Here is an 18,483-nt window from a genome sequence, read left to right as displayed (position 1 = left end):
CGGTTCCCGGATAACGACATACATAAAACGAAGAGCTAAAAGCGCGTCGCATGAATCAAGTTAACTGCGACGCGCTTTAAGTTTCTTCCTCCCAAGGAAAACAGCAAAAACCCGGCGCTGGACGGCGCCGGGTTTTTGCTGCGTTAGGAATGGAATTCAGTGGTGCTTGCGTCGGCGGACGATCCGGCCGAGGCGGGCGGCATCGTCCTCTGCCTTGGTGCGATGTAGAAAAGCGAGCCGGCTGCCGTCAAAACCCTGGAAGAATTCGTCCCAGGAAATTTCTTCCATCGGCGCCGACGAGAAATCGATGCCGACGGTTTCGCTATCCCGGGCGTCCTTGACACGGGCGGGATGGCCGCCGCGTTCCTCAATCCAGTGTCTGATCCTGCTGTAATCCGCTGTCGTTCCGAACCTGGCCATGAAACCCTCCGCAGTAATTCGATTGCGACATTCACCACCTGCAACGCATGATCGAGCGAAACGTTCCACGGCGTGTAAATTATTCTATCGAATGATTTCCTGGCGAGCCGGCTCCCCCGCTCAAGCATTCGTCATTTTGAGAATGGCGGCCGAACCGTCATAATTCACCTGGGCTGGAAAGGAGGATGTCTATGAAACGCTATTCATTCTCGATAATCGGACTGGCGCTCTTGACCGCCATCATCGCCAATCCGAGCGTCGCATTCGCCTGCAACAAGCTGATCGGTACCTGAGCCGCACCCCCGCTTCCAAGGCGTGGCCAGGCTGCGCCTTGCTTTGCCGGGAATTCCAAAAATTCTCTATCCGAGGCCGCCCCTTGCGTCCCGGTACAATCCTTTCTATATCGATTGCTCATCGAGAAATGGCGGCCGATCCCGCCTGATATCGGCAAATCCGCCGCAATTGCAGCGCAAGGGCGGATCGTGACCCACGCAGAATTTGGCACCACCGTTGAACACACTGGATTTTGACAAGCAGCCGGAAGAGACCCGTGTCGTCGTCGCCATGTCGGGCGGCGTCGATTCATCCGTCGTCGCCGGCCTTCTCAAACAGCAGGGTTACGACGTGCTCGGCATTACCCTGCAGCTTTACGACCACGGCGCCGCCGTTCACCGCGCCGGCTCGTGCTGCGCCGGCCAGGATATCGACGATGCCCGCCGCGTCTGCGAAACGCTCGGCATCCCGCATTACGTGCTCGATTACGAGAAGCGCTTTCGCGAGACGGTGATCAATCCCTTCGCCGAAAGTTATGTTGCCGGCGAAACGCCGATCCCCTGTGTCTCCTGCAATCAGACCGTCAAGTTCGCCGACCTGCTGGCGACCGCCAAGGAACTCGGCGCCGATGCGCTGGCGACCGGCCACTATATCCGTTCACGGCCGAACCCGTCGCCGGAGCATCCCGGCCGCCGCGCGCTGTACCGCCCGGCCGATGCCGACCGCGACCAGAGCTATTTCCTGTTCGCCACGACGCAGGAACAGATCGACTATCTGCGCTTTCCGCTCGGCGGCCTGCCGAAAGCCGAGACCCGCAGGCTCGCCGAACAGATGGGCCTCGTCGTCGCCAAGAAGGCCGACAGCCAGGACATCTGCTTCGTGCCGCAGGGCAAGTATTCCGACATCATCACCAAGCTGAAGCCGAATGCGGCGCTCGCCGGCGAAATCGTCCATCTCGATGGCCGGATCCTTGGAACCCATGAGGGCATCCTGCACTTCACCATCGGCCAGCGCCGCGGCATCGGCATCGCCACCGGCGAGCCGCTCTACGTCGTCTTTCTCGACGCCCGCTCGCGCCGCGTCATCGTCGGACCGAAGGAGGCGCTGGAAACCCATCGCGTCTACCTGCGCGACGTCAACTGGCTGGGCGACGAGACGCTTGTGCAAGCTGCCTCCGGCAACGGTTTTGCCTGCTACGCCAAGGTCCGCTCGACACGGGCGCCGGCGCCCGCCGTGCTGCATGTCGATGCCACGGGCACCTATGTCGACCTGACGGTCGGAGAGGCGGGCATAGCCCCCGGCCAGGCCTGCGCGCTTTATTCCGCGCCCGGCGACAATGCCCGGGTCTTCGGCGGCGGCTTCATCGACCGCTCCGAGCGCGAACCCTCGGCCGAGGCCTCGCTGAAGGCCCTGCTGGCCAGCCCCGTCGCCGCCTGAAACCAATAGGAGAGGGCGGGCGGAAAAGCCCAGCGTTTTTCTCCATCATGCGCTTGACACAAAGCCGAAGCGCACCTTATAAGCCGCTCATCCCACGAGCCCGCAGCGCTTCGCGAGCAGGTATCGTTTGACCAGTGGCGGAGTAGCTCAGTAGGTCAGAGCAGAGGAATCATAATCCTTGTGTCGGGGGTTCAAATCCCTCCTCCGCTACCAACTCTCATTGCAGAATTGGCGATTTTTGCGGCTTGCTTCGAGCCGGTGCCGGCAGCCGCGGCAGTGCATCGGCAGCAGCGCAAACAGGCCTGCGGCCGGCAAAGCCGGTCAGCTTCCGATCAGCAGGATTTCCGCTAAGGCGCATCGCGTCAAACTTGATTCATGCGACGGCTTTAGCTCTTAGTTTTCACGCATGTCGTTGCCGCAAAACCGCGGCACACTTTTGCGCGACATGCTTTAGCGCCGAAGACAGGACTATTGCGTCAGAAGCAATATTGGCAGCTTCATCGTCCAAAGGTTGGATGCGGCAGCGATAATAATAGCCCATACGGCAAGCGAGAACGTCACCGCCGCTAACTTGACCCCGACTGGCTGCATCATTTCCTCCGTCCCAGCACCCGTGTCCTCCTCGGACATTCTCATGCTAGCAAACACGCAGGTCCGTCCGCTATCGCAAGAAATTGGTACTAGGCAGGCGGCTACAGTGTGAGGATGCTTCCCGCGGGTAACGCTCGTGGTTATTCTTCACCATGGCAAACCGCTTCGGCCCCCTGACCTCTGGAACATCACCTCGTTTGCGATGCGGGTCGGAAGGCCGCACCATTTGTTCATCCGGCACGACACTCAAACGATGAAATGAAAGTTGTCGTATTGTGCGCCATAATAATCCGGGCCGCTCGTTTCGGTAATGACCGGCTCGGTGTCGAGCACGAGAGAGTCGATTTCGCCGTAGGCGCTGAGATCGATCACTTGCGGGTCATGAATGCTGTCGGCGGTCACGTTGACCGTGACCAGGAATACGGTATCGCCATTCAGCTTGCCTTCGATCGTTAAAACGTTGTCGTAGTCCGATGTGCCGTTTGCCACGCTGAATTGCTCGATCTGGAAGGTGCCGCCATCAGCGGCTTGGATGGGTGTCCAGAACACGCCCCCTGCGAGGTAATGGTTGCCGTCGGCTTCCTTATGTACCGTTGCATCATCACCATCGTGCCAAGCGCCCCAATCGAAGCCTTTGTAACCCGTGGGGAAGTCGTGTTTGCCGACATCCTCGAAATTGACGAAGACGTCGCCGCGTTCCGGCAAGTCGACCGCGATATTGAGCAAGCCGAAGTCGGTGGCGCCTTTGCCATCCGATATCTTGAAATTGAATTGGTCCACGAGTTGATCGCCCGGGCCGAGCGCTGCAACCACCGGGTTGGAGTGATCGAGTTCATAGGTGTAGTTGCCGTTGGAATAGACGGTCAGCGTGCCGTATTTTCCCTCGATTGTCGTCGTCGTGGCGGGTCCATCCGGATCGGCCGGCTGCGGAATTCGCTGTCCGTTCACGAAGTTGAGACGCACCCGATCTCCGTCGGCATCTGTGGAACTGGTGCTGTCCAGGATGTTGCCGTCGATCGGGTTGTCGATGTTGAAAATAGACTGGTATACGTCACCTGCGACCGGCTTGTGATTTGCCATTTCTACCTCCCGTGTGATTTTAAATTCGACTATGCAACCCTGTCGGGTGTATGGCAACCCAAATTGCTGGGAGGGTCAGAGCAGTTCCGGTCAATCCCATGAATTTTCGGCCGGCTGTAGCTCAAACACCCAAGTAAAGAAGGTGCAGGAACCAGGGTTTTACGTCTTGTCCTGCGCTGCTGCGGCACGGTCGACCATCATGTTTCTCGCCTCTTCAGGCGATCCATCAATTCGGTCGGCAGGAAACTTTCGGTCAGGATAATATTGGCAGGTCGATGATGACGTCGTGATGACGATATACTGCATGAATGGCCAAGCTCAATCTGGAAGGCGGAGCGGGGTCACCGACGGCCCCGACTTCGGCCGGCTATCAATCAATGCAGACCGCCAACGCCCAGCAGGCTCTCGACAGCCTCATGATCCTTGGTGAGGTTCGCAGGCGTTCCCGCCCAGGCTAGTCTGCCCCGTTCGAGAACGACGACCTGATCAGCGAAATCAAGCGCGCTCTGGATGCGCTGTTCCACAAGCACGATGGTCATGTCGCCTGTCTTGGCGAGCACGGCGAAGGCGGCCATCAGTTCCTCGCAGATAACCGGCGCCAGGCCCTCCAGCGGCTCGTCGAGCAGCAGCACGGACGGGCGGCCGAGAATGGTGCGGGCGGTGGAGAGCATCTGCTGCTCGCCGCCGGAGAGCTGGCTGCCGAGGTTGCGGTGACGCTCCTTCAGGCGCGGGAACATGGCATAGGCTTCCTCAAGCGCCGTTTTCGGCCGCGCCTTCAGGCCGACGAAGAGGTTTTCCTCGACCGTCAACGTCGGGAAGACGCAGCGCGTCTGCGGAACGTATCCGAGACCCTTATGCGCCCGTGCGGCACTTGGCGCGGTGGTGACATCGGAATCGCCGAGGCGGATGTAGCCTTCATAGCGCCTGGTCTGGCCGGCAAGCGTCGCGAGCAGCGTGGTCTTGCCCATGCCGTTGCGGCCGAGCACGGCAAGCCGGGCGCCGGCCGGTATGGAGAAGGAAATGTCTTCGAGCACGCGCGTCGGCCCATACCCGGCCGACAGATTTTCGACCTCAAGCGACAGGGCTGGCATTGGCATAGCTCCCGAGATAGGCCTCGCGCACGCGCGCATCCTTAGTAACGTCTTCAGGCCGGCCATCGAAGATGATGGCGCCGGCCGCCAGCACGATGACGCGCCTGGCAAAACGGAAGACAAGGTCCATATCGTGTTCGATCATGAGGACGGCGAGATCGGCAGGCAGATCGGCAAGCGCCTGCTCGATGCGGCCGGTATCGCTTTGCGGCACGCCGGCTGCCGGCTCGTCGAGCAGCAGCACCTTCGGCTTCAGCGCCAGCGCCACGGCGATCTCGAGAAGCCGCTGCTGGCCATAGGCGATTTCGCTGACCTTGCGATGCATCAGCGGCGTCAGCCCGAGCTTTCCCAGGAGATCGTCGACCTCCGCCATGACCTCGGGCATATGCAGGAAATTGCCGAACATACGTCCGCTGCGTCCGTCCCGCTGAAGAACAGCGAGCCCGACATGTTCGGCCGGTGTCATATCCTGGAAAAGCCGTGTCACCTGGAAAGATCGCACCAGACCGCGTTTGACCCTGCCGATAGCATCGACCTTCGTCACCCTCTCGCCGCCGAGGCGGACCTCGCCGGAATCGGCGGCGAGGTTGCCGGTGACGAGATTGACGAAAGTGGTCTTGCCAGCGCCGTTCGGGCCAATCAGCGCGATGCGGTCGCCTGGAGACATCGCCAGCGACACATCATGGGTGACGGCAAGGCCGCCAAAGGCTTTCCTGAGATTGACAACTTCGAAGACCGGGCTCATGCGCGTGCCTCCTTGCGACGGCGGACGAAGGCGGCAGCCGTGCCGAACAGGCCTTTCGGCGCGAAAAGCACGACGGCGATCAGCAGCGCGCCGACCATGGTCAGCCAGTGGAAGGGATTGGCGGCCGAGACATAGTCCTCGAAGAGCATGAAGATGACCGTGCCGGAGAGCGCGCCGAAGAGAGAGCCGGTACCGCCGAGCACGAGCATGACCAACGCTTCGGCAGATTGGGTGAAAGACAGGCTGTCGAGGCCGACGACCTGCGTCGAGATCGCATTCAAGGCGCCGCCGACCCCAGCCACGGCGCCCGAAATGACGTACATCCTGATGAGCGCCGCCTTCGGCGAAGCACCCATGGCGCGGATGCGCAGCGGGTCCTGCTTTATGCCGCGGCAGAGCATGCCGAAGGGCGAGCGGACCAGGATTCTGAGCAGCACGAAGACAACAAGCAGCAGCGCCATGCCGAAGAAAAAGGTGGTTTGACCGTAAAGATCGAACTCGAAAATGCCGAAGATCGGATCCGGCGCGATGCCGGAAAGTCCATCGCTGCCTCCCGTCCATGACGACGCTTTGTTGGCGAATTCGTGGAAGAGGTTGATGAGTGCAATCGACAGCACAAGCTGCGGCAGCCCATGCGCCCGCAGAATGATTACGCCGCTGAGCAGCCCGGCAATGGCGCCGCCTGCAATGCCGGCTAGCATCATCAGCAGCGGATCATTGATGCCGTAATGCGCCGACAGGATCCCGGCGGCATAGGCGCCGGAGCCGAAGAGCGCGGCATGGCCGAGCGTTGCGACGCCGCAATAACCGGTCACCAGATCGAGCGACAGGACGAGCAGCGCGATCGTGATCATCCGGGTCAGAAGCGCCAGATTATCAGGGAAGGCGAAATAGCCGATTGCAGCGATGACCGTCATCACCGCTATTCCGATGAGATCGTGGCCGAGAGCCCCGCGCCGATGCCGAAGACGTCCGTTTTCGTTGTTCACCACGAGCACCATCTCACTTCGTCCTTCCGGCAAGGCCGCGCGGGAAAACACAAATGATCGCGATCACCGCGAGATAGAAGAAGAATTCGCCGAATTCAGGCATCAGATAACGTCCCGTCGTATCGATTGCCCCAAGCAGCAGGCAGGCGATCAGCGCGCCCGAAATGGAACCCGCGCCGCCGACGGAGACGACGACCAGGAAGGTGACCATGTAGCGCAACGCGTAGTAGGGCTCGACCGGCAGGAGTTCGGCGCCGACCACGCCGCCAAAAGCGGCAAGCCCGACGGCGACGGCAAAGCTCACTGCGTAGATGATCTCGGTGCGCACGCCGAGTGCCGCAGCCATTGCCGCATCGTCCACGGAGGCGCGCAGCTTGACGCCGAAGCTGGTCCTTTCGATCGCAAACCAGAGCCCCAGTGCAACAGCCAGGCCGCAAAGAATGACGAAAAGCCGGTGAACGGGAATGGTGCGGAAGCCGAGATCGGCTGATCCCTGCAGCGCGGCCGGAAGCGGTATGGTCTTCAGCGTCGGCCCCATCGCGTAATTGGCGATGCCGATGACGCAGAAGGTGATGCCGATCGTCATCAGCACCTGGGTCAGCTCCGGCGCGCCGTAGATCCGGCGGTAGAGAAAGCGCTCCAGCGGGATCGCGACGAGGATCGTGACGACGATGGCGGCGATGACCGCTACCGCATAAGCGAGGCCGAGATCGCGGGCGGCATAGGAGGCGATATAGCCTCCGATCATCGCGAAGGCGCCGTGCGCCAGGTTGACGACCCGCATCAGCCCCATGGTCACGGAAAGTCCGATCGATATGACGAAGAGCACCATGCCATAGGCAAAAGCGTCGACGGCTATGCTGAAGACTGTCTGCATGGAAATACCTTGCTACGATGCGACGGGCGCGGGTTGCCCCGCGTCCGCCGCCTATCACGATGCCGGACGTTACTTGGCGGCGGCCAGGCCCGGATCGCCTTGCTTCTCGAAGGTCTGGACCTCCTTGTTGATGTAGGTCCCGTCATCGGCCTTGGCGACTTCGCGAAGATAGATGTTCTGCGTGATGTGACGGCTTTCGGGGTCGATCGAAACCGGGCCGCGCGGGCTTACCCAGGCAAGACCCTTCACCGCATTGACCGCCTTTTCGGCATCCTGCTTGCCGCCCGTCGCCTCGATCATCTTGTAGATGACATACATGCCGTCATAGGCGCTGACCGCGGGGAAGGAGAGTTCGGCCTTGTTGCCGATCGCCTTGGCGGCGGCCTCGACGAAAGCCTTGTTCTCGGGCGAGTCGTGCGATACGGCATAATGGAAGGTCGTCTGGATGCCGAGTGCGGCGTCACCTAGCGCCGGCAGGTCGGATTCCTGCGTCAGATCTCCCGGCGCAAAGAACTTGATACCGGCGGCCTTCAGGCCGTTTTCATTGTAGGCCTTGACGAAGCCAAGCGTCGTCGGGCCGGAGGGCAGGAAGGCGAAGACGCCTTCCGCGCCGGAATCCTTGATGCGCTGCATGATCGGGCTGAAGTCGTTGGTTGCGAGCGGCATGCGGATCGCCTCGACCACTTGGCCGCCGGCCTTTTCGAAGCCGGTCTTGAAGGCATTCTCGGCGTCGATGCCCGGGCCGTAATCGCTGACGACCGAGATCACTTTCTTGACGCCCGCGTCGAAGGCGACCTTGGCGATTGGCGTCGAGGTCTGCCAGGTGGTAAACGAGGTGCGCACGACCAGCGGGCTCTTGGTGACGATCGCCGAGGTGGCGGCGTTCATGATGACCATCGGCACATTGCCCTGCTTTAGGATCGGCGTCACCGCCATGGCATCGGGGGTGAAATAGAAGCCGGCCAGATACTGGACCTTCTCCTTGACGATCAGTTCCTGCGCCAGAGCCTTGGATTGGGCAGGATCGGCCTGCGGCACGTCGCGATAGACGATCTCGACCGTGTCGTTGCCGACCTTGCTGCCGTTGACCGCCACATAGGCGTCGATGCCGGCCTTGAAGTTCTTGCCCTGAAGGGCGAACGGACCGGAGAACGGGCCGATGACGCCGACCTTGATGGTGTCGGCATGGGCAACGCTGCTGAGCACGATTGCCGCAAGCGCGGCGAGAACGAGCTTCTTCATGGTTTTGATTCCTCCCTTTCAATATGCGGACCTCGATGGTTCGCACCAGTCTCAAATCTTCCTGTCAGAATGGCAGTCCCACATAGTTTTCCGCGAGCGCCGTCGAGGCCGCACGGGAATGGGTGAGATAATCGAGCTCCGCCTCCTGGATCTTCTGGTCGAAATCGCCACTATCGGGAAAACGGTGCATCATCGTCGTCATCCACCAGGAAAACCGCACCGCCTTCCACACGCGGGCAAGCGCGGTCTGCGAATAGGTGTCGATGCCGTGGTCCGAGCCTTCGCGGTAATGCTCGATCAGTCCGGAGAAAAGATAATGGACGTCGCTGGCCGCAAGGTTCAGCCCCTTGGCGCCGGTCGGCGGCACGATATGCGCGGCGTCGCCGACGAGGAAGAGCCGGCCGAAACGCATGGGCTCGGCGACGAAGGAGCGCAATGGCGCGATCGATTTCTCGAAGGAGGGCGCCGTCATCAGCGCTTCGGCATGATGCGCCGGCAGACGCCTTCTGATTTCGTCCCAGAAGCGGTCATCACTCCAGTCCTCTACCTTCTCGTCGAGCCCGCATTGGATGTAATAGCGGCTGCGCGTGGCCGAGCGCATCGAACAGAGCGCAAAGCCCCTCGGATGGTTGGCGTAGATCAGCTCATGGCTGACAGGTGCTACGTCGGCAAGCAGGCCCAACCAGCCGAAGGGATAGATCTTTTCGAAGCGCCTGATCGCCCGTTCGGGAACGGCCTTGCGGCTCGCTCCGTGAAAGCCGTCGCAGCCGGCAATGAAGTCGCAATCGATACGCTGCGCGACGCTGTCCTTGGTGTAGGTGACGAAGGTGGAGCGGCCGTCGAAATCATGCGGCGCGACATCGGCGGCATCGTAGATCGACAGGGCGCCGCTTGCTTCGCGGCGCTCCATCAGGTCGCGCGTCACCTCGGTCTGTCCGTAAACGGTGACGCGCCTGCCGCCCGTCAGGTCGTGCAGGTCGATGTGATGGTCACGACCGTCGAAAACCAAGGAGAAGCCGTCATGCGGCAGGCCTTCGGCATGCAGCCTCGCTCCCGCCTTGGCCTGATCCAGCAGCCCGACCGTGCCTTCCTCCAGAACGCCGGCGCGCACCCGGCCGAGGATGTAATCCTTGTGAACGCGATCGAGAACGACATTGTCGATGCCGGCCTCGGTCAGAAGCTGACCGAGCAGCAGGCCGGATGGCCCCGAACCGATGATGGCGACCTGGGTTCGCAAATGCGTCCTCCCATTTTTGCGTTTTGTCAGATTCTGCCGCGCGGTCCCTGCCGCAGCAATGGACATCCCGGCCAAAAAATTGCACTAATCGAACATTGCGCGGGAGGAGCCCGATGAGCAGGCCTGTACCGACCTACGATCTCTATGGCGAAAATACCGCGCGAGGCCCGGATTTTTGGTTGCATTGCGAAACAATTCGCTCCCGCAGCAGCTTGCATCAATGGGAAATCTGCCTGCACCGCCATGAGAGCTTCTTTCAAATATTGTACATCGAAAGCGGCTCGGGCGATGCGATCTTCGGCGAAAAGAGTCATACCATCCGCCCGCCGGCAATCATCACCGTGCCGCCCGGGCTCAACCACGGCTTTCGCTTTTCGCGCGATATCGACGGTCTCGTCATCACCCTGTTGCGGTCCCATCACCCGCTCGGCGACCGAAGCCAGTTCGGCGAATGGCTGGCGACGCCGCATCTGACACCGCTCGATCCTGACAATGCCGAGGCTGCCTATGTCATGCAGACGTTGCGGCGGCTGGGCGACGAGTTCGAAAATCGCCGCAGCGGCCGCAACGAGACGCTCGGCGCTTACGTTGCTCTGGCGCTGCGGCTGACGGCGAGAATTTCCCATGAGGGAAACAGTTATGAGCTTGTGTCGAATGAGAATGAGCGGCGCATGGAGATACTCAACGAGCTTCTTCAACAACATTTTCGATCGCACAAGCCCGCTTCCTTCTACGCCAGCGAGCTTGGAATTTCGCCGACGCATCTCACCCGCATCGTTCGGTCGACGACCGGCAGTACCCCACACGAGTTGATCGCCGGCAAACTCATCGAGGAGGCAAAACGGCAGCTCGTTTTTACGCTCAGCAGCGTTCAGGAGATCTCCTTCCGGCTCGGCTTTGCCGACCCCGCCTATTTCTCGCGCTTCTTTCTCAAATATACGGGAGAAACGCCGCGGGTCTGGCGCGTGAAAGAGAAGGTTCGGCTCGAGCGCGCATAGGTTTCGGGCATTGACCTACGACGCATTCCCGAGCTCGGATCCGTTATGCCGCCGGCCACGTCCAGTTCTGCACCTCTGGCATGTCCTCGCCATACTCCCTGACATAGTCGTGATGCTTGGCAAGCTGGCCACGGAAGGCGGTGAGTGCATCCGACGCCTTCTCCTTGAGACCCGGGACGCGTTCGATCGCTTCGATGGCGAGGTGGAAGCGGTCGAGTTGGTTGAGGACGGTCATGTCGAAGGGTGTCGTCGTCGTGCCCTCCTCGATGAAGCCGCGGACATGAATGTTGCGGTGGTTGGTGCGTTTATAGGTCAGCCGGTGAATAAGATAGGGATAGCCGTGATAGGCGAAAATCACCGGCTTGTCTGATGTGAAGATCGCATCGAAGGCCTCATCGGTCAGGCCGTGCGGATGCTGATCTTTGGATTGCAGTGCCATCAGATCAACGATGTTGACGGTGCGAATCTTCAGTTCCGGAATGGCCTTGCGCAAAAGGTCGACGGCAGCGAGCGTTTCCAGGGTCGGCACGTCGCCGGCGCAGGCCATGACGAGGTCGGGAGAAATCGTGTCTTCCTCGTTGCTCGCCCAGCGCCAGATGCCGATGCCGGCCTCGCAGTGTTTCACCGCCTCGTCCATCGACAGCCATTGCGGTTCCGGCTGTTTGCCGGCGACGATGACGTTGATGCGATCGTAGGTGCGCAGGCAATGGTCGCCGACCCAGAGCAGGGTGTTGGCATCCGGCGGCAGATAAATGCGGACGATGTCGGCCTTCTTGTTGGCGACGAGATCGACGAAACCCGGATCCTGATGGCTGAAGCCGTTATGGTCCTGGCGCCAGACATGCGACGTCAGCAGATAGTTCAGCGATGAGATCGGCTTTCGCCATTCGAGCTCGCGCGTCACCTTCAGCCATTTGGCGTGCTGGTTGAACATGGAATCGATGATGTGGATGAAGGCCTCGTAGCAGGAGAAGAGGCCGTGCCGGCCGGTCAGCAGGTAGCCTTCCAGCCAGCCCTGGCAGAGATGTTCGGAGAGCACCTCCATGACGCGCCCATCCCGGGAGAGGTTGATATCGTAGGGTTCGATACCTTCCATCCAGATGCGGTCGGTGACTTCGAAGACGCTGCCGAGACGGTTCGATTCCGTCTCATCGGGGCCGAAGATACGGAAGTTGGCAGCCTCCGCGTTGCGCTTCATCGTGTCACGCAGGTAATGGCCGAGGATCTCCGTCGACTGCACCATGGCGCTGCCGCGCTTGCCGATATCGACCGCATAGTCGCTTATATCGGGAACATCGAGTTCTTTGCGAAGCAAGCCGCCATTGGTGTGGGGATTGGCGCCCATGCGACGTTTGCCGGCAGGGGCGAGTGCCCGCAACTCGGGCTTGAGCCGGCCGTCGGCGCCGAAAAGATCTTCCGGATCGTAGCTGCGCATCCAATCCTCGAGGATATTACGATGGCCATCGTTTCCGCGGCAGTTGGATACCGGCACTTGATGAGCGCGCCAGAAGCCTTCCACTTTCTTGCCGTCGACCTCCTTCGGGCCCGTCCAGCCCTTGGGGCTACGCAGCACGATCATCGGCCAGCGCGGGCAGCCCTTCGCGGCCTGACCGTTGCGGGCATGCTTCTGGATCTCGCGGATGCCGTCGAAGACCTGGTCCATTGTCGCCGCCATCTGCTGATGCATGTCGTGCGGCTCGTGTCCTTCGACGAAGAAGGGTTCGTAGCCGTAGCCTTCGAAGAGGCGCCGGAGGTCATCGTCACCCGCACGGCCGAGAATCGTCGGGTTGGCGATCTTGTAGCCGTTCAGATGCAGGATCGGCAGCACGGCGCCGTCGCGGGCAGGATTGAGGAATTTGTTGGAATGCCAGCTGGCGGCCAGCGGCCCGGTCTCGGCCTCGCCATCGCCGACGACGCAGGCGACGATCAGATCGGGGTTGTCAAAGGCTGCGCCATAGGCATGGACGAGGGCGTAGCCGAGTTCGCCGCCCTCGTGAATGGAACCGGGGGTTTCTGGCGCTGCATGGCTCGGGATGCCGCCCGGGAAGGAGAATTGCCGGAAAAGCTTGCGCATGCCTTCGGCGTCCTCGGATATGTCAGGGTATAGCTCGCTGTAGCTGCCTTCGAGATAGGTATTGGCGACCATACCAGGCCCGCCATGGCCGGGGCCGCATATGTATATGACGTCGAGATCGCGGGCGCGGATCAGACGGTTTAGATGCGCATAGACGAAGTTGAGGCCGGGTGTCGTGCCCCAGTGGCCGAGCAGGCGGGGCTTGATGTGCTCCGGTTTCAGCGGCTCGCGCAGCAGGGGATTGGCAAGCAGATAGATCTGCCCGACCGAGAGATAATTGGCGGCTCGCCAATAGCGGTCGGTCAGGGTGAGTTCGGCGTCGGTCAGGGCGGCGGTCGAGACATGCTTCTCCATGGGTTTCTCCCGTTCGAAAACGTCTTTAACGCTTGTTCTACCGGCTGGCGCCGGCATGTTGTTTGATCTCGATCAGCCAGTGCCAAGAATGGACAGCGCCTCGTCGGCGATAACCTGCTCCTCATCGGTGGCGATGACGTGGGCGGTGATACGACTTTCCCCGGTGCTGATCGTGAATTCATTGGCGATATTGGCCTTTTCGTCGACCGCAAGGCCGAGCCAGGAGAGCCGTTTCGCTACGCCGGCGCGGATCTCCGGCTGATGCTCGCCGATACCAGCAGTGAAGACGACTGCATCAAGGCCGCCGAGCGTTACAGCCATGCGGCCGATTTCGCCGGCAATGCGCAGCGTGAAGAGGTCGATTGCCTGGCGCGCCTCCGGCCGTGTGTCGTTCAAAAGGTCGCGGATATCGGCGCTGATGCCGGAGACCCCGAGCAGGCCGGAGCGGTGATAGAGCAGATCTTCGATCTCTTCGAAGGATTGTTTCCGCTGACCGGCTAGATGCAGAATGACGCCGGGATCGAGTGAGCCCGGGCGCGTCGCCATCGGGATGCCGTCGAGCGTCGAAAAGCCCATGCTGCAGTCGCGGCTGACGCCTTGATCGAGCGCACAGAGGCTGGCGCCGCTGCCGAGATGGGCGACCACTGCCTTTGCCGCTTGCGGCGCCTTGCGGGTTAGCTCGCCGGCGATGAATTTATAGGAAAGGCCATGAAAGCCGTAACGCTTGATGCCTTCCGCATGCAACGCACGAGGAATGGCGAAGCGGCGAACGAGATCGTCCTGCGTGGCATGGAAGGCGGTGTCGAAGGACGCCGTCTGGGCAAGATGCGGTTTCAGATGCGTGAGCGCTCGGATGAACCGCAGCGCCTGCGGCTGATGCAGGGGTGCCAGCGGCGTCAGCGCATCGACGCCATCGATTGCGGCTGCGTCGAGGGCGATTGCACCGGTGAAACGGTCGCCGCCATGGACGACGCGGTGGCCGGCGGCGCGGGTGGCGGCAATGTCGAAATGATCGGCGAGAAGTCCGAGGACCTCATCGATAACGCCGTGCAGGTCTTCCGTCACCTCGGCCTTCAACGGCATGTCGACCGTCTGCGCTCCCTGGCTCAGACCGAGCGAGCGCGGTTCGGCGCGGAAATCGATCACCCCCTTGCCGATTCGCCGCGCCTCGCCGCCATCCATGGCGAAGATGCCGATCTTGATCGTGGAGGAGCCGGCATTGAAGGTCAGGAGGAAGTCGGTCGATGACATGATCTTCGGGGCTCCGCGCAGTCGTCACGATGACCGAACTTAGGGTCGGGGCAGCGGACGGAAAGGCATCTGTTCGCCCGTCGCATGTTTTCTCCCTGCACATCCTATATCATCCTGTCCGGCTGGGAATGTGACGCGGCATCTCACAGGATGCGCCGGGCGGCAAGTCTGCGACGGCCAATATCGCCTGATGTCAGTGCGTTACGGAGCGGACCCGAACACGTCACGAGAGCTTCATGCTGCGGAACTATTAACAAAAGGCAAACTTGCAAAACGGAATAAGGAACTATGCCATGGCCGATATTGCCCCCAGCCAGGTTCATAGCGACACTTCCCACCCGCTCCACAGCTCAAATTCATCAGGCAAATGGTTCTTGCCGCTCTTCGCGCTCGTTCTGGTCTGCGGTCTTGGATATGTCGCCTATGCACTCGGACGCGACCTGACAACCGCAGTTGCCGTTCCCTGGATTCTGCTCGGCCTTGCGCTGCTGATCGCGCTCGGTTTCGAATTCGTCAACGGTTTCCACGATACGGCCAATGCCGTCGCCACCGTCATCTACACCCGTTCCATGCCGGCCGAATTCGCCGTCATCTGGTCGGGCTTCTTCAACTTCCTCGGGGTGCTGACCTCGAGCGGCGCCGTCGCTTTCGGCATTCTGGCGCTGCTGCCGGTGGAACTGATCCTGCAGGTCGGCTCCGGCTCCGGCCTTGCCATGGTCTTTGCGCTGCTGATCGCCGCGATCGTCTGGAACCTCGGCACCTGGTATCTCGGTCTGCCATCGTCGAGCTCGCATACGCTCGTGGGATCAATCATCGGCGTCGGCCTCGCCAATCAGTTCCTGGCGCCGGCAGGCACGGCGACGAGCGGTGTCGACGGGTCGCAGGCGACCAATATCGGCCTGTCGCTGCTGATCTCGCCGCTGATCGGCTTCGGTCTATCCGCGGTTCTGCTGCTGGTGATGAAGCTTCTGGTGCGCAACAATGCGCTCTATGCCGAACCGAAGGGCAACCAGCCGCCGCCGCTTTGGATCCGCGCGATCCTGATCTTCACCTGCACCGGCGTCAGCTTCGCCCACGGCTCCAACGACGGCCAGAAGGGCATGGGTCTGATCATGCTCATCCTGATCGGCCTGGTGCCGACGGCCTTCGCGCTGAACCGCACGCCTGATGTGAACTATCTCGAGGCCTACAAGTCGGCATCGGTCCAGGTCGAATCCGCGCTCGCCAAATATGTGAAGCCGGGCGTTACCGTCACGGACTACAAGGCGGAGGTCAGCAACGCGGTCAAGAACAAGATCTGGACGGACGCGACGACACCGGCCCTGCAGCAATATATCCATCGGACAAGCGCCGAAGTCGCGGCCTTCCCGACGCTCGAAGCGGTGCCGACCAATCTCGTCGGCAACGTCCGCAACGACATCTACCTGATCGGCGAGGCGCTGAAGCTGATCGACAAGCAGAAGCTGCTACCGATGGATGCCGGCGATCTCAGCGCGGTGACGAACTACCACAAGGCGGTCGACAACGCGACGAAGTTCATCCCGCTTTGGGTGAAGGTGGCGGTCGCGATCGCGCTTGGCCTCGGCACGATGGTGGGCTGGAAGCGCATCGTCGTCACCGTCGGCGAAAAGATCGGCAAGACGCACCTGACTTACGGCCAGGGCGCGGCAGCCGAAGTCGTGGCGATGGTCACCATCGCTTCGGCCGATCACCTCGGCCTGCCGGTCTCGACCACGCATGTCCTGTCGTCAGGCGTCGCCGGCACCATGGCGGCGAACGGTTCCGGCCTGCAATGGTCAACCGTGCGCAATATGCTAATGGCCTGGGTGCTGACCCTGCCGGCCTCGATCGCGATCGCCTTCGTGCTCTTCGTGATCCTGCGCCAAGTTTTTTAAGACATAGCGTCAGGCCGTGGAGGCCAGACTGGCATTGCGATCGCTGATGAAGATGCCCGCCTCGGCGGCGGGCATTGCCTTGCCGAAAAGATAGCCTTGGCCGATGTCGCAGCCAAGCTGCAGCAGGAAGGCAAGCTGGCCGTGCTCCTCGACGCCTTCGGCAGTCGTCTTGATGTTGAGGCTCCGGCCGAGGCCAAGCATAGCGCGGACGATCTTTTCCTGGCGTTCGTCGCCGCGATAGGTGGCGATGAAGCTTTTGTCGATCTTGATCTTGTCGAAATGATAACGGGCGAGCTGGGCCAGACTCGAATAGCCCGTGCCGAAATCGTCGAGCGCGATCTGGATGCCGGCCGCGTGCAGCTCGTCGAGGATGACGGCGGCGACGACGGGATCCTGGATCAGCGCGTTCTCGGTGATCTCCACCTCCAGGCGCTGCGGCGGCAGCCGGCTTGCCGCAAGGACTTTGAGAATACGCGACGTCAGAAGCCTGTCTTCCATCTGCACCGGCGAGACGTTGAAGGACAACATCACATGGTCCGGCCAGGTGAGTGCGTCGCTGCAGGCCTGGGCGAGAAGATCCTCGAACAATGCGGTGATCATCCCGTTTTCCTCGGCGATATCGATGAAAACAGGCGGCGGTATGTTGACGCCATCGTCACTGATCCAGCGCGCCAAGGCCTCGAAGCCGCAGAGCTGACCGGTCTTCAGGTCGATCAGCGGCTGATAAAAGGGTTTGATCGCCTTGCTGGAGATTGCGGCGCGCAATCTGGTTTCCAGCGCTGCGCGTTCCGTGACCTTGTCCTGCATGGCCGGTTCGAAAACGAAATAATGGTTGGGGCCGCGTGATTTCGCCTCGTACATGGCGAGGTCGGCCCGATGAGCGGCATCCTCCAGCGGTTCGGTTCCCTCGGCCCAGCGGTCGTAGCCGACGCTGGCGCCGACTTCGACGGCAAAACCATCGATATGGATCGGCCTGGTGACCGCCTGGATCAGCAGCTTGGCAAAGCGCTCCTCCCGCTGCGCTGTCAGGGCAAAGGCTACAATGATGAATTCGTCGCCGCCGAATCGATAGACGCAATCGGCATTGCCGAGCGCGCAGATCCGCCGGGCAACCTCGATCAGCAGAATGTCGCCCCCCTTGTGGCCGACGAGATCGTTGACTTTCTTGAAGCCGTCGAGATCGACGGAGAAAAGCGTGACGTTCTCGTCCCACTCCTCGATCTGGTCCTCGTCGTCCTTGATCGGCCGTGAGAGGATCTTGCGTTCGAAGGCGTAGCGGTTCGGCAGCTTGGTCAGATGGTCGTGGGTCGCGGTCCAATCGGCCTTCGCCTGGGCGGCGGCGCGCAGTTCCGTTTCCTTGCGCAGGTCGGCGATGCGCAGCACCGAATAGATGAAGCTCATGGCGCCGGCGATGCCAAGCGCCAGAACGAGTTTGTCGGCGCCGTATTCGCCGAAACCGGTCATGAAGAAGACAAGGCTGTCGTCAAGCTGCAAAAGCGCGCCGAGGAGCCAGAGAGTTATCCCAAGCCCGACGATCGATACGCATTGCCTTCCGGCCCTGCTCTGGAAAAACACCGGCATGTGGCCTTCTCCATCTCCACCATCTGCCGAACTATCATGAAAGTCTGAAATGTTCGTTGAAACCAGAAGGCGAATTTTTGGAGGCGGCAGCCTGTTGCTGCACCGTTGAGGGACTGAGGATGCTGAGCCGGGACGGGAAAGAACGAAGGCGAGCGTGCTGGTGCATCGCTCGCCTTTTCTCGTGCTTCAGGCGGTGACGATCAGCAGCGGAACGCTGACGATGAGACCGACCAGAACCGTGATTGTGGCGACACGCATCAAACGCAGACGACGCGTGCGCTCCCCACTCCAATCATATGTCATTCTTCCATCTCCTTGGGAAAGGAAGTAGTCCCGGTCAAACCCGGT

General features: G+C 61.1%; 14 protein-coding genes and 1 tRNA gene. 4 read left to right on the top strand and 11 right to left on the bottom strand.

Features of this window, described 5'->3' with window-relative positions:
• Nucleotides 1-156: 156 nt before the first annotated feature.
• Nucleotides 157-420, bottom strand: coding sequence for a hypothetical protein (locus K6N12_RS14220; RefSeq protein WP_097629256.1), 264 nt, complete (start codon nt 418-420; stop codon nt 157-159).
• Nucleotides 421-930: 510 nt separating this feature from the next.
• On the opposite strand from K6N12_RS14220, the gene mnmA reads away from it, so the two are divergent.
• Nucleotides 931-2,130, top strand: coding sequence for a tRNA 2-thiouridine(34) synthase MnmA (mnmA, locus tag K6N12_RS14215; protein ID WP_097629257.1), 1,200 nt, complete (start codon nt 931-933; stop codon nt 2,128-2,130).
• 136 nt (nt 2,131-2,266) lie between these two features.
• Nucleotides 2,267-2,343 (top strand) — tRNA-Met (locus K6N12_RS14210).
• Between the two features lie 624 nt (nt 2,344-2,967).
• On the opposite strand, the gene K6N12_RS14205 is transcribed toward K6N12_RS14210, so the two are convergent.
• The 7 genes from K6N12_RS14205 to pobA all read right to left on the bottom strand — a co-directional run bounded on the left by K6N12_RS14205 (nt 2,968) and on the right by pobA (nt 9,982).
• Entirely contained in the window at nt 2,968-3,801 is an 834-nt protein-coding gene (locus K6N12_RS14205; RefSeq protein WP_097629258.1) for a VCBS domain-containing protein, read from the bottom strand.
• A gap of 374 nt (nt 3,802-4,175) precedes the next feature.
• On the bottom strand, nt 4,176-4,892 hold the full coding sequence (locus K6N12_RS14200) for an ABC transporter ATP-binding protein (protein WP_097629259.1): 717 nt from the start codon (nt 4,890-4,892) through the stop codon (nt 4,176-4,178).
• Nucleotides 4,873-5,637, bottom strand: a complete 765-nt coding sequence (locus K6N12_RS14195) for an ABC transporter ATP-binding protein (RefSeq protein ID WP_097629260.1) — start codon at nt 5,635-5,637, stop codon at nt 4,873-4,875. The genes K6N12_RS14200 and K6N12_RS14195 overlap by 20 nt, the downstream gene beginning before the upstream one ends.
• Nucleotides 5,634-6,638: a branched-chain amino acid ABC transporter permease gene (locus tag K6N12_RS14190; RefSeq protein ID WP_097629261.1), complete on the bottom strand. Its 1,005-nt coding sequence runs from the start codon at nt 6,636-6,638 to the stop codon at nt 5,634-5,636. Before K6N12_RS14190 ends, K6N12_RS14195 begins: the two co-directional genes overlap by 4 nt.
• 1 nt (nt 6,639) lies before the next feature.
• Nucleotides 6,640-7,503, bottom strand: coding sequence for a branched-chain amino acid ABC transporter permease (locus K6N12_RS14185; protein ID WP_097629262.1), 864 nt, complete (start codon nt 7,501-7,503; stop codon nt 6,640-6,642).
• Nucleotides 7,504-7,572: 69 nt separating this feature from the next.
• Nucleotides 7,573-8,745 carry an ABC transporter substrate-binding protein gene (locus K6N12_RS14180; protein ID WP_097629263.1) on the bottom strand — a complete coding sequence of 391 codons (1,173 nt, stop codon included), beginning with the start codon at nt 8,743-8,745 and terminating at the stop codon, nt 7,573-7,575.
• A 64-nt stretch (nt 8,746-8,809) separates the two neighbouring features.
• Nucleotides 8,810-9,982: a 4-hydroxybenzoate 3-monooxygenase gene (gene pobA / locus K6N12_RS14175; RefSeq protein ID WP_097629264.1), complete on the bottom strand. Its 1,173-nt coding sequence runs from the start codon at nt 9,980-9,982 to the stop codon at nt 8,810-8,812.
• Nucleotides 9,983-10,095: 113 nt separating this feature from the next.
• Between pobA and K6N12_RS14170 the strand changes: the two genes are divergently transcribed.
• Entirely contained in the window at nt 10,096-10,980 is an 885-nt protein-coding gene (locus K6N12_RS14170; RefSeq protein WP_097629265.1) for a helix-turn-helix domain-containing protein, read from the top strand.
• Nucleotides 10,981-11,023: 43 nt separating this feature from the next.
• Here K6N12_RS14170 and K6N12_RS14165 read toward each other — a convergent pair whose 3' ends face one another.
• Both K6N12_RS14165 and K6N12_RS14160 read right to left on the bottom strand, forming a co-directional pair.
• Complete coding sequence (locus K6N12_RS14165) at nt 11,024-13,408, bottom strand: phosphoketolase family protein (protein ID WP_097629266.1); 2,385 nt, start codon at nt 13,406-13,408, stop codon at nt 11,024-11,026.
• 72 nt (nt 13,409-13,480) lie between these two features.
• Complete coding sequence (locus K6N12_RS14160) at nt 13,481-14,659, bottom strand: acetate/propionate family kinase (protein WP_097629267.1); 1,179 nt, start codon at nt 14,657-14,659, stop codon at nt 13,481-13,483.
• A gap of 293 nt (nt 14,660-14,952) precedes the next feature.
• On the opposite strand from K6N12_RS14160, the gene K6N12_RS14155 reads away from it, so the two are divergent.
• Nucleotides 14,953-16,554 carry an inorganic phosphate transporter gene (locus K6N12_RS14155; RefSeq protein WP_097629268.1) on the top strand — a complete coding sequence of 534 codons (1,602 nt, stop codon included), beginning with the start codon at nt 14,953-14,955 and terminating at the stop codon, nt 16,552-16,554.
• 9 nt (nt 16,555-16,563) lie between these two features.
• On the opposite strand, the gene K6N12_RS14150 is transcribed toward K6N12_RS14155, so the two are convergent.
• Nucleotides 16,564-18,135, bottom strand: a complete 1,572-nt coding sequence (locus K6N12_RS14150; protein WP_097629269.1) for a putative bifunctional diguanylate cyclase/phosphodiesterase — start codon at nt 18,133-18,135, stop codon at nt 16,564-16,566.
• Between the last annotated feature and the right edge of the window lie 348 nt (nt 18,136-18,483).

It is taken from the genome of Rhizobium redzepovicii (assembly GCF_019793435.1).
Lineage (GTDB): Bacteria > Pseudomonadota > Alphaproteobacteria > Rhizobiales > Rhizobiaceae > Rhizobium > Rhizobium redzepovicii.
This window is presented reverse-complemented; position numbering and strand designations above follow the sequence as displayed.

Excerpts from the sequence above, each read along its gene's own strand:
- K6N12_RS14220 (WP_097629256.1), bottom strand. The coding sequence starts at position 420 with ATGGCCAGGTTCGGAACGACAGCGGATTACAGCAGGATCAGACACTGG.
- K6N12_RS14205 (WP_097629258.1), bottom strand. The coding sequence starts at position 3,801 with ATGGCAAATCACAAGCCGGTCGCAGGTGACGTATACCAGTCTATTTTC.
- K6N12_RS14200 (WP_097629259.1), bottom strand. The coding sequence starts at position 4,892 with ATGCCAGCCCTGTCGCTTGAGGTCGAAAATCTGTCGGCCGGGTATGGG.
- K6N12_RS14195 (WP_097629260.1), bottom strand. The coding sequence starts at position 5,637 with ATGAGCCCGGTCTTCGAAGTTGTCAATCTCAGGAAAGCCTTTGGCGGC.
- K6N12_RS14190 (WP_097629261.1), bottom strand. The coding sequence starts at position 6,638 with ATGGTGCTCGTGGTGAACAACGAAAACGGACGTCTTCGGCATCGGCGC.
- K6N12_RS14185 (WP_097629262.1), bottom strand. The coding sequence starts at position 7,503 with ATGCAGACAGTCTTCAGCATAGCCGTCGACGCTTTTGCCTATGGCATG.
- K6N12_RS14180 (WP_097629263.1), bottom strand. The coding sequence starts at position 8,745 with ATGAAGAAGCTCGTTCTCGCCGCGCTTGCGGCAATCGTGCTCAGCAGC.
- K6N12_RS14170 (WP_097629265.1), top strand. The coding sequence starts at position 10,096 with ATGAGCAGGCCTGTACCGACCTACGATCTCTATGGCGAAAATACCGCG.
- K6N12_RS14165 (WP_097629266.1), bottom strand. The coding sequence starts at position 13,408 with ATGGAGAAGCATGTCTCGACCGCCGCCCTGACCGACGCCGAACTCACC.
- K6N12_RS14160 (WP_097629267.1), bottom strand. The coding sequence starts at position 14,659 with ATGTCATCGACCGACTTCCTCCTGACCTTCAATGCCGGCTCCTCCACG.
- K6N12_RS14155 (WP_097629268.1), top strand. The coding sequence starts at position 14,953 with ATGGCCGATATTGCCCCCAGCCAGGTTCATAGCGACACTTCCCACCCG.
- K6N12_RS14150 (WP_097629269.1), bottom strand. The coding sequence starts at position 18,135 with ATGCCGGTGTTTTTCCAGAGCAGGGCCGGAAGGCAATGCGTATCGATC.